This is a genomic window from Streptosporangium sp. NPDC053982, from assembly GCF_055585205.1.
Genome location: NZ_JBVJKQ010000017.1, coordinates 154,240 through 174,776, shown reverse-complemented (window position 1 = coordinate 174,776; position 20,537 = coordinate 154,240). Strand labels below are relative to the sequence as shown.

General features: G+C 72.4%; 15 protein-coding genes. 7 read left to right on the top strand and 8 right to left on the bottom strand.

The features are described from left to right. Positions 1-101: 101 nt before the first annotated feature. Positions 102-1,064, top strand: coding sequence for a zinc-binding dehydrogenase (locus ACZ6W9_RS29620; protein WP_389959393.1), 963 nt, complete (start codon positions 102-104; stop codon positions 1,062-1,064). Between the two features lie 129 nt (positions 1,065-1,193). Here ACZ6W9_RS29620 and ACZ6W9_RS29615 read toward each other — a convergent pair whose 3' ends face one another. From ACZ6W9_RS29615 to ACZ6W9_RS29585, 7 genes are all read right to left on the bottom strand, one after another. Continuing rightward, positions 1,194-1,997 (bottom strand): PadR family transcriptional regulator, encoded by an 804-nt coding sequence (locus ACZ6W9_RS29615; RefSeq protein ID WP_389959395.1) that lies wholly within the window; start codon positions 1,995-1,997, stop codon positions 1,194-1,196. Beyond that, positions 1,994-2,791, bottom strand: coding sequence for a DUF4097 family beta strand repeat-containing protein (locus ACZ6W9_RS29610; protein ID WP_389959398.1), 798 nt, complete (start codon positions 2,789-2,791; stop codon positions 1,994-1,996). Before ACZ6W9_RS29610 ends, ACZ6W9_RS29615 begins: the two co-directional genes overlap by 4 nt. A gap of 72 nt (positions 2,792-2,863) precedes the next feature. Further along, positions 2,864-3,040 (bottom strand): DUF6104 family protein, encoded by a 177-nt coding sequence (locus ACZ6W9_RS29605; protein WP_362934986.1) that lies wholly within the window; start codon positions 3,038-3,040, stop codon positions 2,864-2,866. 186 nt (positions 3,041-3,226) lie between these two features. Continuing rightward, positions 3,227-6,916, bottom strand: a complete 3,690-nt coding sequence (locus tag ACZ6W9_RS29600; RefSeq protein WP_389959402.1) for a multifunctional oxoglutarate decarboxylase/oxoglutarate dehydrogenase thiamine pyrophosphate-binding subunit/dihydrolipoyllysine-residue succinyltransferase subunit — start codon at positions 6,914-6,916, stop codon at positions 3,227-3,229. A gap of 227 nt (positions 6,917-7,143) precedes the next feature. After that, positions 7,144-7,818 (bottom strand): B3/B4 domain-containing protein, encoded by a 675-nt coding sequence (locus ACZ6W9_RS29595; RefSeq protein ID WP_389959405.1) that lies wholly within the window; start codon positions 7,816-7,818, stop codon positions 7,144-7,146. A 110-nt stretch (positions 7,819-7,928) separates the two neighbouring features. Then, on the bottom strand, positions 7,929-10,466 hold the full coding sequence (locus tag ACZ6W9_RS29590) for a glycoside hydrolase family 9 protein (RefSeq protein ID WP_389959409.1): 2,538 nt from the start codon (positions 10,464-10,466) through the stop codon (positions 7,929-7,931). Between the two features lie 385 nt (positions 10,467-10,851). Further along, positions 10,852-11,745: a glutathione S-transferase family protein gene (locus ACZ6W9_RS29585; RefSeq protein WP_389959412.1), complete on the bottom strand. Its 894-nt coding sequence runs from the start codon at positions 11,743-11,745 to the stop codon at positions 10,852-10,854. Positions 11,746-11,835: 90 nt separating this feature from the next. Between ACZ6W9_RS29585 and ACZ6W9_RS29580 the strand changes: the two genes are divergently transcribed. The 3 genes from ACZ6W9_RS29580 (at position 11,836) to ACZ6W9_RS29570 (ending at position 14,790) form a co-directional block, all read left to right on the top strand. After that, a complete protein-coding gene (locus ACZ6W9_RS29580) occupies positions 11,836-12,894 on the top strand; it encodes an MBL fold metallo-hydrolase (protein ID WP_470120663.1) in 1,059 nt (352 codons plus the stop codon). Positions 12,895-13,100: 206 nt separating this feature from the next. Further along, positions 13,101-13,607 (top strand): flavin reductase family protein, encoded by a 507-nt coding sequence (locus tag ACZ6W9_RS29575; RefSeq protein ID WP_389959418.1) that lies wholly within the window; start codon positions 13,101-13,103, stop codon positions 13,605-13,607. A 136-nt stretch (positions 13,608-13,743) separates the two neighbouring features. Beyond that, positions 13,744-14,790 (top strand): hypothetical protein, encoded by a 1,047-nt coding sequence (locus ACZ6W9_RS29570; RefSeq protein ID WP_470120661.1) that lies wholly within the window; start codon positions 13,744-13,746, stop codon positions 14,788-14,790. 354 nt (positions 14,791-15,144) lie between these two features. Here ACZ6W9_RS29570 and ACZ6W9_RS29565 read toward each other — a convergent pair whose 3' ends face one another. Next, positions 15,145-16,206, bottom strand: coding sequence for an NAD(P)H-dependent amine dehydrogenase family protein (locus ACZ6W9_RS29565; RefSeq protein WP_389959424.1), 1,062 nt, complete (start codon positions 16,204-16,206; stop codon positions 15,145-15,147). 409 nt (positions 16,207-16,615) lie between these two features. Here ACZ6W9_RS29565 and ACZ6W9_RS29560 point away from each other — a divergent pair, with 409 nt between their 5' ends. The 3 genes from ACZ6W9_RS29560 (at position 16,616) to ACZ6W9_RS29550 (ending at position 20,509) form a co-directional block, all read left to right on the top strand. Next, the gene (locus tag ACZ6W9_RS29560) at positions 16,616-17,512 is read left to right on the top strand and encodes an SDR family oxidoreductase (protein WP_389959427.1); all 897 of its coding nucleotides are present in this window, start codon (positions 16,616-16,618) and stop codon (positions 17,510-17,512) included. A gap of 376 nt (positions 17,513-17,888) precedes the next feature. Next, positions 17,889-19,403, top strand: a complete 1,515-nt coding sequence (locus ACZ6W9_RS29555; RefSeq protein ID WP_389959430.1) for a sugar ABC transporter ATP-binding protein — start codon at positions 17,889-17,891, stop codon at positions 19,401-19,403. Beyond that, positions 19,400-20,509, top strand: coding sequence for an ABC transporter permease (locus ACZ6W9_RS29550; protein ID WP_389959433.1), 1,110 nt, complete (start codon positions 19,400-19,402; stop codon positions 20,507-20,509). Before ACZ6W9_RS29555 ends, ACZ6W9_RS29550 begins: the two co-directional genes overlap by 4 nt. Positions 20,510-20,537: the final 28 nt, after the last annotated feature.

Here is a 20,537-nt window from a genome sequence, read left to right as displayed (position 1 = left end):
TCGAAAGGCCTGCCGGGTCGGGCGGCCCGCATGCGCCGAAGGACCCGCCGGGCGGGCGGGGGTGCCGCGGGAGGCGCGGGCCGGAGGCGTAGGGTGCGGCCATGTTCGCCGTAACCGCCACACAGACCGACCCCGACAACCCCCTCGCCGGGCTGACGCTCGGTGAGCGACCCGAACCCGAGGTCCCCGACGGCTGGACCACCGTCACGGTCCGGGCCGCCGCGCTCAACCACCACGACCTGTGGACGCTGCGGGGCGTGGGCATCCGCCAGGAGCGGCTGCCGATCATCCTGGGCTGCGACGCCGCCGGAGTCGACGAGGACGGCAACGAGGTCATCGTCCACGCGGTGATCGGGAACGGCCCCGACGAGACGCTCGACCCGAAGCGGTCCCTGCTGTCGGAGACGTACGACGGAACCTTCGCCGAGCGGGTGGCCGTGCCGCGGCGCAACCTGGTTCCCAAGCCCGCCGCGCTCGGGTTCGAGGAGGCGGCCTGCCTGCCGACCGCGTGGCTGACCGCCTACCGGATGCTGTTCGACAAGGCCGGTCTGGAGCCCGGCTCCACCGTGCTCGTCCAGGGCGCGGGCGGCGGCGTGGCGACCGCGCTGATCGCGCTGGGCCGCGCGGGCGGCTACCGGGTCTGGGCCACCAGCCGCTCGGAGGAGAAGCGGTCCCGTGCCCTCGACCTGGGCGCCGATCAGGTCTTCGAGAGCGGGGCCAGGCTGCCCGAGCGGGTGGACGCGGTGATGGAGACCGTCGGCCAGGCGACCTGGGACCACTCGCTGAAGTCGCTGCGGCCCGGCGGGCGGATCGTGGTCTCCGGCGCGACCAGCGGCGCGGTGCCGCCGGCCGACCTGAACCGGGTGTTCTTCCTCCAGCTCTCCGTGGTCGGCTCGACCATGGGCACCCGCGACCAGCTCGCCCGGCTCGCCCGGTTCCTGGAGCAGACCGGCGTCCGCCCGCCGATCGACCGGACGCTCCCGCTGACCGAGGCCGCCGAGGGGTTCGCGGCCATGGAGAAGGGCGACCTCTTCGGGAAGGTCGTCTTCACCACCGGAGGCTGAACCGGACAGGGTACGGCCGGCCACCGGGCGGGCCGTACCGAGCCGGACCGGCGGCGCGGCCGTCGCCCGCCGGCGCCGCCCCGGCACGTTCCGGACCCCGCGGGCCGTACCCGCGGGTCGATGCGCGGCTCAGCGCAGGGCGTCGCGGATGCGGCGGGCGGCGTCGTAGAGCGCGTCCTGCGCGGTGGCCAGGGTCTCCTCGGTCACCCGGCGGCCGGCCGCGTCGGCACGGACCTCCTCGGCGAACTCGGCCAGCATCTGCCCGAGCCGGGGGTCACCCGACGGGTCCTGCCCGGGGAAGCCCTCGGCCCACAGGCGCTTCCACTCCTGCTTCCATTCCTGCTTCAGCTCACCGGCGTGCCGCTGCCACTCCTGCTTCTGCCGCTGCCATTCGGTCTTCTGGCGCTGCCATTCCTGCTTCTGGCGCTGCCACTCGGCCTTCTGCTCCCGCCACGCCTCGCGCTGGTTGCGCTGGTCGTCCGGGTGGTCGCGGTGGTCCCGGCGGCCCTCGCCCTGCTGCCCGGCGCCCTGCTGTCCGGCGCCCTGGCGCATGTCGCGCGCCATCTGGGTGAGCTCCTCGCGCAGCGAGCGGACCGTGTCGCGCACGTCCTCCTTGACCTCGCGGGCGATGTCGCGGACGGAGTCGGAGATCTCCTGCTCCAGGTCGGCGAGCTCGTCCATCCGGGCGTCCAGCTCCTCGCGGCCCCGTTCGGTGATCGTGAAGATCTTCTTGCCGTTCACCACCTCGTGGGTGACCAGGCCCTCCTCCTCCAGCCGGGCCAGGCGCGGATAGATCGTGCCGGGGGAGGGGGAGTACACGCCGAGGAAGCGGTCCTGCAGCAGCCGGATCACCTCGTAGCCGTGGCGGGGGCTCTCCTGGAGCAGTTTCAGCAGGTACAGCCGGAGCCGTCCGTGACCGAAGACCGGGCTCATGCGCGTTCTCCCTTCAGAAGCGTGACGTCCGCGGTGACGGTGGCCGCCGACAGGGACGCCATGCCGCCGCCGAGCCTGCCGCCGAGCGTCCTGATCCCGGGTTGGCCGGACTCGGCGAGCCCGGCGAAGGCGCTGGCCAGCCTGCCGGAGGTGGAGCGGATCGTGACGTCGGCCTCGACGTCGTGCGGCAGGCGGAGCACGATGTCGCCGGAGACGCTGTGCAGCGTCACGTGGCCGGTCGGCGGGAGCTCCAGGTCGGCGGTGATCCGGCCGGAGACGGTGTTGGCGCGCAGCCGGCGGGGCGTTCCCTTGGCCACGGTCAGCTCACCCGAGACGCTCTTGACCGACAGGTCGCCCGCCAGGCCGCGGCTCTCGACGGAGCCGGAGACGGTGTCCGCGTGGGTCTCGCCGCTCACGCCGTCGAGCACGATCTCCCCGGAGACGCTCCTGACCGTGGTGCGGTTCTCGAAGCCGGTGACGACCGCGGAGGCGGAGACCACCCCCACGGCGACCGGGCACTCCCGGGGTACGGTCAACGTCAGCGTGGCCTCCCGGCGCCCGGACCGCAGCCAGCTCAGCAGGCCGTCCCAGGTGAGGTCGCCGTAGGCGACGGTGAGGGTGCCGTCGTCGTCGTGGGTGACGACCAACGGCGGGCTGTCGATGCCGGTGACGTCCAGGGTGGCGGGGCCGTCGCTGGCCAGCACCGCCAGTCTGCCCGCGACGATCCGGACGTTGAGCCCGCTGACCGCGTCGAAGGTGAGCTGTCCGGGTTCGTCGATGGTCCACTGCCGCATGTCGGTGACCTCCTTGAGGACACGATATGTCGCGTCGCCGACGAAGGTCAAGATATATCGCGTCGAAACGGGTCAGTCGTCCTCGTCGTCCAGCCGGGCGAGCCAGGTGGCCAGCCGCTCCACCGGGGTCTCGAACTCCGGGTTCAGGTCGACGAACTCGCGCAGCCGGTCGGCCAGCCAGGCGAGGCTGACCTCCTCCTCGCCACGGCGGGCGGCGAGCTCCTCGATGCCGCGATCGGTGAAGTACATGGTTCTCCTCGAAGGTGGAAAGGGGCGGTAACGGGGAAGTCCCCCGCACGGAGCATGCGGGGGACTTCCGGGAAGCGGTGCCCGGTTCCGGCCCCGCCTCCTCCGGGAATCCGGCGGGAGACGGGGTCGGCCGGGTTCGCGACCTGAGCCGGGACGGCCGGGCTGCGGCCTGGGCCGGGACGGCGATCAGCCGAAGACCTGCGCCAGGATCTGCTGCAGCTCCCGCTCGTGCGCCGAGTGCGAGCCGGTCGCCGGGGAGGAGTTGGCCCTGCGGGAGACCCGCCGGATCGGACGCCCGCCGAACACGTCGGGCTTCTCCGCCATCTTCAGCGTCAGGAACGGCCACGGCCCCATGTTGAGCGGCTCGTCCTGCGCCCAGACCAGCTCGACGCCGTCGCCGTAGCGCGCCAGCTCCGCCTGGAGCGGGTTCGTCGGGAACGGGTAGAGCCGCTCCAGGCGGACGATCGCCACGTCGTTGCGGCCCTGCGCGTCACGCGCCGCGGCCAGGTCGTAGTAGATCTTGCCGGAGCAGAGCACGACCTTGCGGACGTCGCCCGGGTTCACCGTGACGTCGCCCAGCACCGGCCGGAACGCCCCCGAGGTGAAGTCGGAGACCGATGAGACCGCCGCCTTGTGCCGCAGCAGTGACTTGGGCGTGAACACCACCAGCGGGCGGTGCCGGTTCGACTTCGCCTGCCAGCGCAGCAGGTGGAAGTAGTTGGCCGGCAGGGTCGGCTGGGCCACGGTCATGTTGTCGTAGGCGCACATCTGCAGGAAGCGCTCGATGCGGGCCGACGAGTGGTCGGGGCCCTGGCCCTCGTAGCCGTGCGGCAGCAGCAGGGTCACGCCGGAGCGCTGGCCCCACTTCTGCTCGCCCGCGGTGATGTACTCGTCGATGACGGACTGCGCGCCGTCGACGAAGTCACCGAACTGGGCCTCCCAGCAGACCAGCGCGTCGGGGCGCTCCACGCTGTAGCCGTACTCGAAGCCGAGGGCGGCGTACTCGCTGAGCAGCGAGTCGTAGACGTAGAACTTCGTCGTGCCCTGGTTGAACGTCTTGAGCGGGGTGTGCTCCTCGCCGGTGAGGCGGTCGACCAGCACGGCGTGCCGCTGGGTGAAGGTGCCGCGCCGGGAGTCCTGGCCGACCAGGCGGACCGGGTGGCCGTCGATCAGCAGCGAGCCGAAGGCCAGGGTCTCGCCCGTGCCCCAGTCGATGCGGTCCTCGGCGACCATCTGGCCGCGGCGCTGCAGCACCGGCTGCAGACGCGGGTGGACGGTGAAGCCCTCGGGGAGGTTGAGCTGGGTGTCGACGATCCGCTTGACGGTCTCCTCGGAGACGGCCGTCTGGACGTCGTCGTGGGACCACTCGATGCTGCCGTCGACGTCGACCGGGCGGGTGAACTCGCCGGTCGCCTCCTTGTCGACCTCGCGGGTCTCGGCGAAGGCGTTCTCCAGCTTGGCCTGGTAGTCGCGGAGCGCGCCCTCGGCCTCCTCCACCGTGATGTCGCCCCGGCCGATCAGCGCCTCGGTGTAGAGCTTGCGGATGGAGCGCTTGGCGTCGATCAGGTCGTACATCAGCGGCTGGGTGAAGCTCGGGTTGTCGGTCTCGTTGTGACCGCGCCGCCGGTAGCAGATCAGGTCGATGACGACGTCCTTGCGGAACGCCTGGCGGTACTCGAACGCCAGCCGCCCGACCCGGACCACGGCCTCGGGGTCGTCGCCGTTGACGTGGAAGATCGGCGCCTGGACCATCCGGGCGACGTCGGTGGCGTAGACCGACGACCGGGACGAGGCCGGGGAGGTGGTGAAACCGACCTGGTTGTTGACCACGATGTGCACGGTGCCGCCGGTGCGGTAACCGCGCAGCTGCGACAGGTTCAGCGTCTCGGCCACCACGCCCTGGCCGGCGAAGGCCGCGTCGCCGTGGACCAGCACCGGAAGGACGGTGAAGCCCTCCTCGCCGCGCTCCAGGAGGTCCTGCTTGGCGCGGACCACGCCCTCCAGGACCGGGTCGACCGTCTCCAGATGGGAGGGGTTGGCCACGACCGAGGTCTTGAGCTTGGAGCCGTCGGCGGAGACGAAGTCGCCGCTGGCGCCCAGGTGGTACTTCACGTCACCGGAGCCGTGGGCGCTGCGCGGGTCGATGTTGCCCTCGAACTCGCCGAAGATCTGGCCGTAGGACTTGCCCACGATGTTGGCCAGGACGTTCAGGCGGCCGCGGTGGGCCATGCCGACCACGGCCTCGTCGAGCTTGTCGTCGGCGGCGGCGCTCAGCACCGAGTCGAGCAGCGGGATCAGCGACTCGCCGCCCTCCAGCGAGAACCGCTTCTGGCCGACGTACTTGGTCTGCAGGAACGTCTCGAACGCCTCGGCGGTGTTCAGGCGTTCCAGGATGCGCAGCTGCTCGTCCCGGTCTGGCTTGGCGTGCGGGCGCTCCACCCGCGCCTGGATCCAGGCCCGCTCCTCGGGATTCTGGATGTGCATGTACTCCACGCCGATGGTGCGGCAGTAGGAGTCGCGCAGCACGCCGAGGATCTCGCGCAGCCGCATCAGCGGGCGGCCGCCGAAGCCGCCGGTGGCGAACTCGCGCTCGAGGTCCCACAGGGTCAGCCCGTGCGACTTGATGTCGAGGTCGGGGTGCTTGCGCTGCTTGTACTCCAGCGGGTCGGTGTCGGCCATGAGGTGGCCGCGGACCCGGAAGGCGTGGATCAGCTCGATGACCCGGGCGGACTTGGCCACGTCGTCGTCGTGGGTGGCCGAGATGTCCTGGACCCAGCGGACCGGCTCGTAGGGGATGCGCAGGGCCTCGAAGATCTCGTCGTAGAAGCCCTCCTCGCCCAGGAGCAGGCGGTGGATCTGGCGCAGGAAGTCGCCCGACTGGGCGCCCTGGATGATCCGGTGGTCGTAGGTGCTGGTGAGCGTCATGACCTTGCTCACCGCGAGCCGGGAGAGCGTCTCGGGGGAGGCGCCCTGGTACTCGGCGGGGTACTCCATCGCGCCGACGCCGATGATCGTGCCCTGGCCGGGCATCAGGCGCGGCACCGAGTGGACGGTGCCGATCGTGCCGGGGTTGGTCAGGGAGATCGTGGTGCCCGCGAAGTCCTCGACGGCGAGCTTGCCGCCCCGGGCCTTGCGGACGATCTCCTCGTAGGCGACCCAGAACTGGCGGAAGTCCATGTTCTCGGCGCCCTTGATGGAGGGCACGAGGAGCTGGCGGGTGTCGCCCTTCTGGATGTCGATCGCCAGGCCGAGGTTGACGTGCTCGGGCTTGACCAGCACCGGCTTGCCGTCGACCTCGGTGTAGGAGAAGTTCATCTCCGGCAGGGCCGCGAGGGCCTTGACGACCGCGAAGCCGATCAGGTGCGTGAACGACACCTTGCCGCCGCGACCGCGCGACAGGTGGTTGTTGATCACGATGCGGTTGTCGATGAGCAGCTTCGCCGGGACCGCGCGGACGCTGGTCGCCGTGGGCACATGGAGGCTGGCCTCCATGTTGGACGCCGTACGGGCGGCGGCCCCCCTGAGTCGGACTTCCTCGGCGCCGGCGGCGGGCACGCTCGTCTCCTGCTTGGTCTTGGCCGCCGGGGTGGTCGTGGCGGCCGCTGGGGCCGCCGCCTTCGGCGCGGGGGCTGCCGGTGCGGGGGCCGGGGTCGCCGGGGCCGCAGCCGGGGTGGGGGTGGCGGGCGCGGCGGCGGCCGTGCCCGGGGGCGCGGCACGACCGGCCCCGGAGTCAGGGGTGTAGTCGGCGAAGAAGTTCCACCAGGCCCGGTCGACGGACTCGGGATCCTGGAGGTACTTCTGGTACAGCTCGTCGACCAGCCATTCGTTCTGACCAAAGGCTGCCAGCGGGTTTGTCCGCGACGACTCAGACGACACGGCGGAAATCGCCCTCTTCCGCAGATCGGCGTTGATGATGTTGATGATGGAGAACCGGTCCAAGGCTACTCGCCCGGACCCGGACCTGCGCCATTCCGGCGGCACCTCGCCGCCCGACCTTCCCAGGGTAGTCGAAAACGGTCACGCCCGAGGGCTCTGTCCGGGAGATGCGATCCTCGTCACTCGTCGTCGGCCGGTCCGGGCCGCCTGTCGCCCGCCGGACCGGATCATTCGCCATCGGCCGGGCCGACGGTCCTCGTCTCGACGCGCGCGCCGGGGCCGACGGCCCGCAGGAGCCCGGCCAGCTCGTCACCGGCGGCGGTCAGCTCCCCGATCGTCATGGGTTCGAGCCGCTCCAGCAGGAACAGCGCGTCGGTCGTCTCCTCGGTGATCCGGGTCCGCACGCACTGACGCCAGTTCCAGCGGCGGCAGGTGACGCCGCGGTCGTCGCGCCAGACCACCTCGCCGATCTCGGGGTGGTCGACGGCCGGCTCGCCCCGGTCGGTCGTCTCGAACGGCTCGTCGCCTCCCGCCCGGACCAGCCTGGCCGCCCCCTCGTAGCGGCCGAGGTCCTCGCCGCCGATCGGCAGGCCGTACCGGACGCTGACCGCGTTGTAGGCGTCGACCGCGAGGTTGACCTCCGGCAGCGGCATCCGCCGGACCAGCGCGTCCACCGACGGCCGGGTCCGCTGCGGTTTGGCCCCGAAGGCGCGGTAGGCCTCCCGCCACGCCTCGATCCTCGGGTCTCCGGCCGGTACGGCGTCGCGGGCGGCCTCGGCCAGCCAGGCGCGCGACCGGTCGTCGGTCGGGCCGTTGCGCAGGCCGTACACGCCCATGACCAGGACCGCGAAGTCGGGCCGCAGGGAGGTGACGGAGGGGTCCACCCGGATGTCGTCGATCACGGGCCCAGTTTAGGCGGGACGGCGGGGACGGTCCGTGGACGTGGAACCGGCCCCTCTGCGGCGGGTGCGCCGCCGGGGAGGGGCCGGGGATCGGGGAGGGCGGGGGACGCTCAGCGGCAGGGGGAGCCGTTGAGGAGGAACCGCTCGGGGGCCGGGTCGGCGCCCGGGGCGGACTTCCCGTTGAACCCGAAGGTGACCGACCCGCCGGGGGCGATCTTCTTGTTCCAGCTCAGGTTCCGCGCGGTGACCGCCGCGCCCTTCTGGTCGACCTCGGCGCTCCAGGCACCGGTGATCTTCCGGCCGCCGACGAAGGACCACTTCAGCGTCCAGCCGTCGATCGCCTTCGTGCCGGTGTTGCGGAGGGTGACCTGGGTGGTGAAGCCGTCGGGCCAGGCGCCGTGCCGGGTGTAGGAGACCTCGCAGGAGGCCGCGGGGGCGTCGTCGGCGACGAAGGCCGCCACCCAGGCCAGCGGGGCGTTCCAGTTGATGGTCAGCTCGTTGGTCGACCACGACTCGATGTCGTCGATGTAGCAGAACTGCGGGGCGCAGCCGCGCAGCTTGGCCTGGGCGGTCGGGTCCTGCAGGCCGGAGTTCGGGCCGCCGGCCAGGGTGCCGCGCGGCGGGTTGGGCAGGGACGGGTCGAGCTGGTGGGAGTACCAGCGGCTGTGCTGGTTGTGCGAGGCGACCTCGCCGTAGCCGGTGACGTACGACTGGTTGAGCGCGTTGCGGCCGAGGATGTAGTCCATCGTCTCGACCGCTCCGTCGCGGTACTTCGCCTCGCCGCTCAGGTCGTGGGCGACGGCCAGCACGACCGCGTTGTTCAGCACCTGGCTGTTGGAGCCCCACTCGAAGCTCGCCGGGCCGTACGGCATGCCGTACGGCTGGGCCTTCTGGATGGCGAGGTACTTGTCCGCGCCGGCCAGGACCGACGCCCGTACGGCGTCGCGGCCCGGCAGGGCGTTCGGCACGGAGGCCAGGTCGAGGCGGCCGAGCTGGGCGACGCTGCCCCAGTTGAAGCCCTCGGGGTTGAAGATGTCGGCCTTGTGCAGCGGGGAGGCGAGGACGTGGTCGGCGAACTCCTTCTCGCCGGTGGTGATGTACAGCTCGGCCGCCGCCCAGTAGAACTCGTCGGTCACGGTGGCGTCCTCGTAGGCGCCGCCGCCCACGCCGTCGGAGGGGCTGGCGTAGAGGGCGGGCTCGGCCTTGGCCGCGGCCCACGCCTTGCGGGCGGCCTTGAGGTTGCGCTCGGCGAACGCGGCGTCGTACGGCGCGAACAGCCGGGCGGCCTGCGCGGCGGTGGCGGCCAGGTTGAGGGTGGCGGCGGTGGACGGCGGGTGCAGCTCGCGCTTCTGCGGGTCGAGATGCGGCAGCAGCGGCAGGCCGGTCCAGTTGGCGTCGTGGATCTTGTGGTGGGCCATCCCGGCGTGCGGCTTGCCGTCCGGGACCTGCATGCTGAGCAGGAACTCCTGCTCCCAGCGGGCCTCGTCGAGGATGTCGGGCACCCCGTTGCCGCTCTCGGGGATGTTGAGCTGCCCGTCGGAGAAGACGCCCGTCGCCGCGGCCCGCTCGAAGGCCGACATGACCTGGTGGACCGAGATGCCGCCGTTGACGACGTACTTGCCGTGGTCTCCGGCGTCGTACCAGCCGCCCCTGACGTCGAGCGTGTAGTCGCAGACGCCCGGCTGGCAGGGCACCTTCACGTCGCCCTGGTTCGGCGCGACACCCAGGTGGCCGGCGGGCCTGCCGTACCCGGGGCGGAGGTCGTCGCGGATCTCGATGCCGCTGCGCTGGGGGTAGAAGAACTTCAGCGCGTCGTCCCGCATCCGGTCGTAGAGGTCGCGGCCGATGTCGAAGGGGCGGCTGGTCTCGCCGTCGGCCTCCAGCGTGTAGCCGGTCCCGGCGGCTTCGACGGAGCCGAAGTCGATCGAGTGGACGTTCTGGCCGGAGGTGGCGTCGTTTCCGCGCGGGGTGGTCTCGCCGGTCGCGACGACCTCGCCGCCCTTCTTCAGCCGCCAGGTCACCGGCTCGGTCCGCTCGGTGACCAGGGTGGCGTTCTTCGGCCCCGAGGGGAGGTAGCCGACCATGTTCACCCGGACCCGCGGGCCGGTGTCGGGCTTGTACACGTCGGGCTCGGCGCCGCCCTTGAGGGACACGTTGTCCAGGCAGAAGCGCCAGGGCGTGGCGCCGCCGCCGAGCTGGAAGACCACCTGGCCCTTGGGCTGGTCGACGGGGGAGGTGAAGGTGTAGGCGTAGTCGTTGCCCGACACGCTCAGCTCGGGGTTGACCGACAGGTAGGCGGTGTAGGGGTCGGAGGGCATCTGGACGATGGCCTTGGCGACGTGCCCGGGGTCGGCGGCGGCGAAGAAGGAGAACGCGTAGGTCTCGTCCTTGACCAGCGGGATGTCGTTGATCCCGACGATGACGTCCCAGGGGTTGACGGTGCCGCCGGGGACGTCGGCGCAGAGCCGGCCGCCGTCGACCTCCAGGGCGGTGTTGCCGGTGCTCCACCAGGGGGCCGAACCGGTGTCGAAGGTGCCGTTGGGGATCTGCTCCGGGCCCTCCTCGGCGGCGGCGGTGGCGGGCGTCGCGGAGAAGGTCATCGCGGCGGCGGCCACGGCGAGGGCGAGCCAGGCGGGGGGTCTGATCACGTGGTGTCCTTCGGGGGCGCGCGGTCAGCGGGTGCTCTGGGAACCGGGGACGACCCGGGGAGGGTCGTGGGAGCGTTCCCACGGATGGGACGCCCGATGGTTCCAGCGTGTTTCCCAGGGCGTCAACGGCCTGGCCCCCGGCGCGCCCGCTGACCGGCCCGGCGGGCGGCGCGCCCGGTGAAACTTTCATGGAGCGGCCGGGCGGGGGCCGACCGGCCGGGCCCGGCGACCGGACCATGACCGACAGACCCCGAGCGCCGGGCCCGGCGCTCGGAGTCCGGTGATCGGGGTCCGGCGTCCCGGCGCTCGGGGGCCGGGGTCCGCCGGTCGGCGTCCGGTGCTCAGGGGCCGCCGGCGTCGCGGCGGGTGCGTGCCGGTGCGACGGTCAGGGGGCCGTCCAGTCGATCTCGGGGCCCAGGGGGACGATCCCGGTGGGGTTGATGTTCCGCTGCGTCACGAAGTAGTGCCGCTTGATGTGGTCGAAGTCGGTCGTGTCGCGGAAGGCCGGGATCGCGTACAGGCGGCGGGCGTAGGCCCACAGCGCCGGGTGGTCGGTCAGCCGCCGCACCGAGCACTTGAAGTGCGAGTAGTAGACCGCGTCGAACCGGGCGAGCGTCGGGTAGAGCCGTACGTCGCTCTCGGTGAGGGCGTCGCCGTGCAGGTAGGGGCGGTCGGCGAGTCGCTCCTCCAGCGTGCCGAGCGTGGCGAACACGTCGGTGACCGCCTCCTCGTACGCCTCCTGCGAGGTGGCGAACCCGGCGCGGTAGACGCCGTTGTTGAGGCCGTGGAAGATCTGGTCGTTCAGCGCGTCGATCTCCGCGCGCAGCGCGGCCGGGTACAGGTCGGGGGCGCCCTCGGCGTGCCAGGGCGCGAAGGCCGTCTCCAGCGTCAGCGTGATCTGCGGGTAGTCGTTGGTGACCAGGACCCCGGTCTCGGCGTCCCAGACGCAGGGCACGGTGTAGCGGCCCTCGAAGCCGGGATCGGTCGCGAGGTAGAGCTCGGAGAGGAACTCCGCGCCGCTGACGGGGTCGCCTCCGGGGATCCGCCAGCCCCGCTCGTCGCGGATCGGGTCGACGATCGTCACGCCGACGACCTCCTGGAGGCCGAGCAGTTCGCGCACGATGAGCGAGCGGTGCGCCCACGGGCAGGCGTAGGAGGCGTAGAGCCGGTAGCGGCCGGCCTCGGGCGGGTGCTCGCCGCCCTCCTCGATCCGCGTGGTGAACCGGTTCGGCTGCCGGACGAAGCGCCCGGTGTCGGAGGTCTCGCGTGCCAGGTCCATGCTCCCGACCGTACGGCACCGCAGTAGAACATGGTTCGGTAACCCGGCAGAATCACGGGAGAGCAGGGGTGACGAAGGGAGAAGCGGGACATGCGGAGAGAGACGGTGACCCCGGCGAACGAGGCCCAGCGCCAGGCGTGGCGGAGCGGGGGCTTCCCCGAGGTGGAACGGGTGCGGCCGGGGGTGTGGTCGATCCCGGTGCCGATCCCGATCCACCCCCTGCGCTACGTGCTGGTCTACGCCCTCGAACTCCCCGGCGGGGTGGCGATCGTGGACGCCGGGTGGGACACGGAGGAGGCGTACGGCGCGCTGGTCGCCGGGCTGGGGGTCGCCGGGTACGAGATCACCGACGTCCGGGCGGTCCTGGTGACCCACATGCACCCCGACCACTACGGGCTGGCGGGGCGGGTCCGCGAGGCGTCGGGCGCGTGGATCGGCCTGCACCCGGCGGACGCCCGGCTGCTGGCCGGCCGCTACGACGAGAGCCTGGCCGACGACCTCGTACGGCGTGAGCGCGGCCTGCTGGCGCGGTCCGGGGTGCCGGAGCCGTCCCTGGACGAGCTCGCCGGGGCGTCCATGATGATCCGGCACTTCGTGAGCATGGCCAAGCCCGACCGGTTGATCGAGGACGGCGAACGCCTCGGCCTGCCCGGCTGGGACCTGCGGGCGGTGTGGACGCCGGGGCACTCGCCGGGCCACCTGTGCTTCGCCGAGCCGGAGCGGCGGCTGCTGTTCTCCGGCGACCACGTGCTGCCCCGGATCACGCCGATCGTCGCCGTGCACCCGCAGTCCGGGCCCAACCCGCTCGCCGACTACCTGGAGGCGCTGGCGGCGGTGGGCAGGCTCGACGTGGAGGAGGTGCTGCCCGCGCACGAGTACCGCTTCCTGGAACTGGCCGGCCGGGTGAGCGACGTGATCGCCCACCACCACGAGAGGCTGGCCGAGATCGAGGAGGTGGTCGGCGCGGCGGACGGCGTCTCCTGCTGGGACACGGCGACCCGGCTGACGTGGTCGCGGCCCTGGGAGAGCATCCCGTCGTACATGCGGCGGGGGGCCAACAACGAGACACTGGCGCACCTGGTGTGGCTGGAGGCCGCCGGGCGGCTGCGCCGGGTCGCGGGGGAGCCCGAGCTCTGGTTCCCCGCCTGACCGCGATCCGTTCCGGGCTGTTCCGGGCCGTTCTGGGGTGTCCGGTTCAGGGGAGATTTATGACACTTCGGGAAGACGCAGTGCTGTTATCGGGTTATGGGCGGGCGGACGTCACGTCGTGCGGGCGGGTGAACGGACGTCGCGTCGTGCGGGCGGGCGTGACGGCTTGCGGGCGGGTGTGACGCCGGAGAGGACGAGGAGGAACGGTGACCGAGGCCATCTCACGCCGGGCGATCGACGCCCAGCGGTTCCGGCGGGCACTGGCCCTGCACGCGGCCGGGGTCGTCGTGATCACCGCGCAGTGCGAGGAGGGGCCCGTCGGGCTGACGGCCACCTCGTTCTCCTCGGTCAGCCTTGAGCCGCCGCTGGTCTCCTTCTACGTCGGCCGGGGGTCGAGGACCTGGCCCAGGCTCCGCGAGGCGGGCTGCTTCGCGGTGAACGTCCTGGCCGATGACCAGGCGGAACTGGCCGCCCGGTTCGCGAGCCGGGGAGTCGACCGCTTCGCCGCCCCCACCGTCTGGGAGCTGGCCCCGCCGGGGGTGCCGCTGCTGGCCGGGGTGTCGGCCCACCTGGTGTGCGCGCCCCACTCGACCGTGGACATCGGCGACCACGTGCTGGTCGTGGGCCTGGTCACCGAGGCCCGTACCGATCCCGGGGGACTGCCCCTTCTCTACCATCGCGGCCGCTTCGGCCACTTCGTCCCGGACTCCTGAGTCACAGACGTCAAATCACCTACATGGGTGGATTTTTCGGACAGCTCCCTGTGAAGTCTGCTAGGAAATCCCAGGACCGAAATTCACCACGGGGAGGGACGCTGTGGAACCGGAGAACTTACCGAGGCCGTACATCATGCGGCACCATCCCGACCGGGAGCCGTACGAGGAGGACGCCCGCGAGCAGACCGGCCCCATGGAACCGGTCGCACGGTCGGGGGAGGCGGTCCCCCCGGCGGGGGACGTGCTGTCCGACGGATGGGACACGGCGGAGGAGCGGGGACCGGACGGCGACGGCGAGTCCCCGGACCTCGTGGAACTCCGGGAGCCCGGGGCGGTCGCCTATCACCTCCGGTCCCCGGACCTGGTGCTCGACGGCGACGCCTCACATGACGCGGCCGCGGGGCTCGCGAAGCTCGTGGAGCTCGGAGAGCCCGTGGAGCCCGCGGAACCCGGCGCGCTCGGGGTGGACGAAACGAGGGGAACCGGCGGAACCGCCGGAGCGGACGGGCCGTTCACGGCCGAGTGGACGTCCGATCGCGACGAGATGGCCGCGGCGGACCGGGAGGCCGACCGCGACGTGGCCCGTGCGATATGGGGACCCGAGGGCGACGACCGGCCCCGCCGCCGCCGGGGCAGGCTCCTGCTAGCGGCCGTCACGGGCGTGGTGGCGGTGGGCCTCGCCGGGGGCTGGTTCCTGTCGTCCGTGGGGTCGGCCCCCGAGTCCGGATGCTCCGCCGGCGGCCGGTGCGTGAAGGCCGAGATGCCCCCGGCGCCCACCGCCGCGCCGACGGAGGGACCGGCGGACGCGCCGACGGATCAGGCGCAGCCCGCGGAGACCACGCCGCCCCCCGCCGAGGAGCGGGCCACCGCCGCGCCGGAGACCTCCCGTCCCGCCGCGCCCCGGACCAGGGCGCCCCGCCCGGAACGGGCGCGCGCCACGCCGACCGCGAGGCGCACCTCGGCGCCCACCGGGGAACGCGAGGAGCGGCGCGGCACCGAGCGCGAGCCGCACGTCACCTCCGCTCCGTCCGCCGAGGCGCCCGACTCCCGGCAGAGCACCGCGCCCGAGCAGCCCACACAGCCCGCGCAGCCCTCCGCCCCGGCCGAGGCCACCGCGCCGGCCCAGAACCCGCCGCCCGAGAAGGAGCGCGGGGGCGGCCTGCTCGACTGGCTCTTCTGAGCCCTGTCCCCGGGGCGTGTCCCCGGGGACGGAAACGGGCGCCGGAAAGGACATCGGCGACGGGTTCCGAACGCGACGGGGAGCGGCTCCCCGGGATAATCGCGCGGGGTCCGGGAATCGGGCGATTACCGTACCGGCACGGCCGCGCCGCGGGCGCGGTCGTGCCGTCGCCGAGTCCGGCGGTAAAAGGCGATTGTCCCTAAATATCGCCTATTTCATTTTATTTATGGTCGCCGCGGGGCGTCTTCCGCCGCGCGTTCCGGAGCCGGCCCGCCCGCCCCCATCCGTGGGTCGTGCCGTCCGCGCCCGCCGGTCAGGCCGTACGTGTCCGGTACGCGGGCCGTACGGCCTCCGTCAGGCGAGCCGTACGGTGCCCCGGCCGGTGGTGAGGGGCAGGTCCAGGACGGTGCGGATGCCGGGCGGGGCCGCGCAGACGGCGGCCACCGCGTTGACGGCGTGCGCGGCGGCCCCGGCCAGGCCGTGGGACATCTCCTCCACGGCGAGCGTCATCTGCGGGACGCCCTCGATGTGCACGGTGAACCCCGGGGCGGACCAGCGGCTCACCCGGGTGGAGTCGGCCTTGTAGACGCACTCCACGGTCATGAAGGGCCGGCCGCGGACCAGCCCGCTGAAGGTCCAGCGGGACGCGCACACCGTGCCGGCCCGCACCGGGCCCGCGGCGATCTCGAACTCCTCGGTGGCGAGCTCGAACTCGTCGCTCTCCTCCACCTCGTCGAGGGTCACGCCGAGGTGGCCCGCGACGAGCTGGACGCTCTCGGCGAACAGCGAGCGCTGCAGGGCGCGGAACGGGCGCACCGCCACGGCGTAGTCCTTGGCGGAGCGGGTGAAGCCGTACAGGTCCACCACGATCTGGCGGGACGGGTGGCCCCGGAAGTCGGACGACTCGCGGACGTAGATGTGGTCGATCCGGCTGGACAGCCCGCTCAGCGCCAGGGGGAGCAGGTCGCTCACGAAGCCCGGGTTGATGCCGGTGCCGTGCAGCGAGGAGCCGCCCCGGCGGCAGGCGTCCTCCAGGCGGTCGACCAGCCCGCGGCCGTGGCAGGCGGGGTGGACGAAGCCGGTGGTGGTGATGACGTTCTTGCCCGAGGCGAGGAGGGCGCAGATCGTCTCGACGTCGTCGGTGGCGCTCCTCTCGCCGAAGAACGCGGCGGGCAGCGGCATGTGCAGCACGCAGTCGGCGTCCAGGGCCAGGATGCGGTCGACGTCGTCGGTGCAGGCGACGCCGGTCCCGGGCAGGCCGACGAGCGTGCCGGCGTCCTGCCCGGCCTTGTCGGGGTCGTAGACGAGCACCCCGGCGAGCTCGAACTCGGGTCGGGTGATCAGACTGCGCAGCGAGTAGCGGCCGACGGCGCCGGTGGCCCACTGGACCACGCGGAGGGGCGGCTGTGTGGCCATGCCATGCCTCCAGCCCGGTTATCGGGGCGGGGGTGCGGTCGGAGGAGTGCCATCAATGACCCTCGCCCTGTGCGGGGGCAGAAACTTTAGCAGAAATTCACATGTCCGCCCGCTATCCGCGACGATTTCACTTCGGCCGCGTTTTCCGGCCGGCGGACCGGTCTTCTCCGGGACCTTCTCCGAGTCTTCTGTGAGCCTTCTGCGATCCTTCCCCGGGTCTTCCGGCGGCCTTCTCCGGGCATCCGGGAGAAAGCGGCGACGGGGGACCGTCCCGGGGAGACGCGGGGCGTACTTCCGGAGAGGCGGCGGACAGGTTTTCGGAGACGCACTCCGTTGGACGAAAGATGGCATTCGACGGCTTTGCCGGATATTCTGTGAAAAACAGAACTATATTCTCCAGGGAGTCCGCATGACGGAGCTGCGGTTCGACGGCAGGGTCGCGATCGTCACCGGCGCCGGGCACGGTCTCGGCCGCTCGCACGCGCTGACGCTGGCCGAGCGCGGCGCGAAGGTGGTCGTCAACGACCTCGGCGGCGCGCTGGACGGCACCGGATCCTCCACCGGCCCGGCGGCCGAGGTGGCCGAGCTGATCGCCAAGAACGGCGGGGAGGCCGTCGTCAGCACCCATGACGTCGCGACCCCGGACGGCGCCGCCGCGATCGTGCAGACCGCGATCGACGCCTTCGGGAAGATCGACGTCGTCGTCAACAACGCGGGCATCCTGCGCGACAAGTCCTTCGGCAAGATGAGCGTCGAGGAGTTCGACCAGGTCCTCGCCGTCCACGTGCGCGGCTCGTTCCTGGTCACCCGGGCCGCCTTCCCCCACCTCAAGGAGCAGGGCTACGGCCGGATCGTCAACACCTCCTCGCCGGCCGGGCTGTTCGGCAACTTCGGCCAGGCCAACTACTCCACCGCCAAGATGGGGCTGGTCGGCTTCACCAAGACGCTCGGCATCGAGGGCGCCAGGGCGGGGATCAGGGCCAACGCGATCGCGCCCATCGCCTGGACCCGGATGACCGAGTCGCTGCTGCCGGCCGAGTTCGAGGAGAGGTTCACACCGGGCAGGATCAGCGCCCTGGTCGCCTACCTCGCGCACGAGTCCTGCGAGACCAGCGGCGAGGTCTTCAGCGTCGGCGCGGGCCGGATCGCCCGGGTGTTCGTGGCCGAGGGGCCGGGCTGGCGGCAGGAGGACCACACCGTCGAGGACATCCGGGACAACTGGCAGGCGATCATGGCCGAGCAGCCGTACCTCACCCCGACCACCCTCGGCGAGCAGGCGGGAGCGTCGCTGCGGGCCATGCTCTGACCGCGCTCCGGCCGCCGCCCGGGCACGTCCCGGCGACCCGCGCCGCCGTCTGCACTCCGCCGTCCGTGCTCTGACCTCCGTACGGTCCGCGTCGCCGCCGGCCCCCCGCCGTCCGTGCTCCGACCTCCGCCCGTCGAAGAGGGCGCCCCGACCGGGGCGCCCTCTTCGCTGTTCAGGGACGGTTCCCGGCGGCTCGCGCACCCTCGCCCGGACCGCCGCCGAAACCGCCGGCCGTACGGCCAGGCGGACTTTTGCGGATTTCTGCAAAAGTTTGGTGACTTTCGGCGAAAGGTCTTCACAACGCTAGAAGAAGGGGGTTACCTTCTGCTGCACCGGCTCCGGATGCGGCCAGACCCCCGACCCCCAGCGAGGTTCCATGTCCGCCGTCACCCCCCTGCTGCAGATGAAGGGGATCGTCAAGCGGTTCCCCGGCGTGCGCGCGCTCGACGGCGTCGACCTGGAGGTCCTGCCCGGCGAGGTGCACTGCCTGCTCGGCCAGAACGGCGCCGGGAAGTCCACCCTGATCAAGGTCCTGGCCGGTGCGCACCGGCCCGACGAGGGCGTCATCACCCTCGGCGGCGAGGAGGTGCGCCCGGCGAGCCCGATCGACGCGATCCGGCTGGGCATCTCCACGATCTACCAGGAGCTCGACCTGGTCGACGGGCTGACCGTGGCGCAGAACGTCTTCCTCGGCCACGAGCCGTCCCGCCTCGGGTTCGTCGGGCAGTCCGAGGTCGGCCGCGCCACGCGCGGCCTGCTGACCCGGCTGGGACACGGCGAGATCCGCCCCGGCACCGAGGTCGGCCGGCTGTCCCCGGCGGCCAAGCAGGTGGTGAGCATGGCGCGGGCGCTGTCACGCGACACCCGCCTGATCGTCATGGACGAGCCGTCGGCCGCGCTGGCCCACGACGAGGTGGCGAACCTGTTCCGGATCATCCGCGAGCTGACCGCCCAGGGGGTCGCGGTGATCTACATCTCCCACCGGCTGGAGGAGATCCGCGAGATCGGCGACCGGGTGACGGTGCTCAAGGACGGCCGTACGGTCGCCGTCGGCCTGCCCGCCAAGACCACCCCGACCGGCGAGATCGTCTCACTGATGACCGGCCGGTCCGTGGAGCACGTCTTCCCGCCCCGGCCGGCGCCCGGGAGCCACGAGGGCCGCCCCGAGGTCCTGCGCGTCGAGGACCTCACCGTCCCCGGCGTCCTGTCCGGCATCTCCTTCTCGGTGCGGGCCGGCGAGATCGTCGGCCTGGCGGGGCTGGTCGGCTCCGGCCGCTCGGAGATCATCGAGGCCGTCTACGGCGCGCGCCGCCACACCGGGAACGTGCTGCTGGAGGGGCGGCCGGTGGGCCGGGGCGGCACCGGCCGCACCGTCCGGCTCGGCATGGGCCTCGCCCCCGAGGAGCGCAAGTCCCAGGCGCTGCTGCTGGACCAGAGCGTGACCCGGAACATCTCGCTGGCCGGTCTGGGCCGCTACTCCCGGCTCGGCTGGCTCGACCGGCGCCGCGAGGCCGCCGACGCCCGCGCCCTCGTCGAGCGGCTGGACGTCCGGCCGGGCGACCCGGACCGGCCGGTCAAGACGCTGTCCGGCGGCAACCAGCAGAAGGTCGTGCTGGCCCGCTGGCTGCTCAATGAGCGCAGGCTGCTCCTGCTGGACGAGCCCACCCGCGGCGTGGACGTGGGCGCGCGGGCCGAGCTGTACGCCGTCATCCGCGAGCTGGCCGATTCCGGCCTCGGGGTGCTGCTGGTCTCCAGCGAGGTGCCCGAGGTGCTGGGCCTGGCCGACCGGGTGCTGGTCATCCGCGAGGGGGCGGCCATCCACCAGGGTGACGCCCGCGACCTGGACGAACATCGAGTGCTGGACATGATCATGGAAGGCGGTGCGCTGTGACCGAACCGCAGGGCCGGGCCCCCGCGAGTTCCGCGAGCCCCGAGAGCCCCGTGGACCCCGGGAGCCCCGCGAGCCCCGTGGACGTCGCCGGGTCACCGGCCGGGGAGGACGACCGGGCGGGGACGGCCGTCCACAGGCCCGCCGCCGGCCGGGTGACCCCGCTGTCCCGGCTGGGGGAGGTGCCGCACCTGGGACTGGTCGTCGCCCTGGCGCTGCTCGCCGTGGTGGGCCTGGTCAGGGTGCCCGACGCCTTCGCCACCACCTCCAACCTGGTCGGCATCCTGTCGCTGGCCGCGACGATCGGCGTGATCACGGTCGGCGCGACGTTCGTCATCATCGGCGGCGGGATCGACCTGTCGGTGGGGGCCGTCATGGCGCTGGCGTCGGTGTGGGCGACCACGCTGGCCACCCAGTCCTACGGCCCGCTGGTCATGATCGTGTGCGCGGTTCTGGTCGGCGCCGGCGCCGGGCTGGTCAACGGCCTGCTCGTCGCCTACGGGCGACTGGTGCCGTTCATCGCGACGCTCGCCATGCTGGTGGCCGCCCGCGGCCTGGCCCAGCGGATGTCGGACCGCAGGACCCAGCTCGTCCAGCAGGGCAACCAGGCCATCGTGGACCTGTCGACCACGCGGGTGCTCGGCATCCCGTTGCTGGTCTACATCTTCGCGGTCGTGGTGGCGGCGGGCTGGATCCTGCTGAACCGCACCACGTTCGGCCGCCGCACCTACGCGGTCGGCGGCAACCCCGAGGCCGCCCGGCTGGCCGGCATCGACGTGCGCCGTCACACGATGTGGCTGTACACGCTGTCCGGGCTGTGCTGCGGCATCGCCGCCGTACTGATCATGGCGCGGACCACCACCGGCTCCTCCACCCACGGCGACCTGTACGAGCTGGACGCGATCGCCGCGGTGATCATCGGTGGCACGCTGCTGACCGGCGGCCGGGGCTCGATCATCGGCTCGATCCTCGGTCTGCTGATCTTCACGGTGATCACCAACCTGTTCATCCTCAACGGCCTCAACACCAGCGACCAGCTCGTCGCCAAGGGACTGATCATCGTGGTGGCCGTGCTGCTGCAGCGGCGCAGCCTGCGCTCACCGACCTGACCCGCGGCCGGCCGTACGGCCCGCGGAC

What these genes read in the sequence shown, in the direction of transcription:
- ACZ6W9_RS29620 (WP_389959393.1), top strand. Translation starts at nt 102, where the DNA reads ATGTTCGCCGTAACCGCCACACAGACCGACCCCGACAACCCCCTCGCC.
- ACZ6W9_RS29615 (WP_389959395.1), bottom strand. Translation starts at nt 1,997, where the DNA reads ATGAGCCCGGTCTTCGGTCACGGACGGCTCCGGCTGTACCTGCTGAAA.
- ACZ6W9_RS29610 (WP_389959398.1), bottom strand. Translation starts at nt 2,791, where the DNA reads ATGCGGCAGTGGACCATCGACGAACCCGGACAGCTCACCTTCGACGCG.
- ACZ6W9_RS29605 (WP_362934986.1), bottom strand. Translation starts at nt 3,040, where the DNA reads ATGTACTTCACCGATCGCGGCATCGAGGAGCTCGCCGCCCGCCGTGGC.
- ACZ6W9_RS29585 (WP_389959412.1), bottom strand. Translation starts at nt 11,745, where the DNA reads ATGGACCTGGCACGCGAGACCTCCGACACCGGGCGCTTCGTCCGGCAG.
- ACZ6W9_RS29580 (WP_470120663.1), top strand. Translation starts at nt 11,836, where the DNA reads ATGCGGAGAGAGACGGTGACCCCGGCGAACGAGGCCCAGCGCCAGGCG.
- ACZ6W9_RS29570 (WP_470120661.1), top strand. Translation starts at nt 13,744, where the DNA reads ATGCGGCACCATCCCGACCGGGAGCCGTACGAGGAGGACGCCCGCGAG.
- ACZ6W9_RS29565 (WP_389959424.1), bottom strand. Translation starts at nt 16,206, where the DNA reads ATGGCCACACAGCCGCCCCTCCGCGTGGTCCAGTGGGCCACCGGCGCC.
- ACZ6W9_RS29560 (WP_389959427.1), top strand. Translation starts at nt 16,616, where the DNA reads ATGACGGAGCTGCGGTTCGACGGCAGGGTCGCGATCGTCACCGGCGCC.
- ACZ6W9_RS29555 (WP_389959430.1), top strand. Translation starts at nt 17,889, where the DNA reads ATGTCCGCCGTCACCCCCCTGCTGCAGATGAAGGGGATCGTCAAGCGG.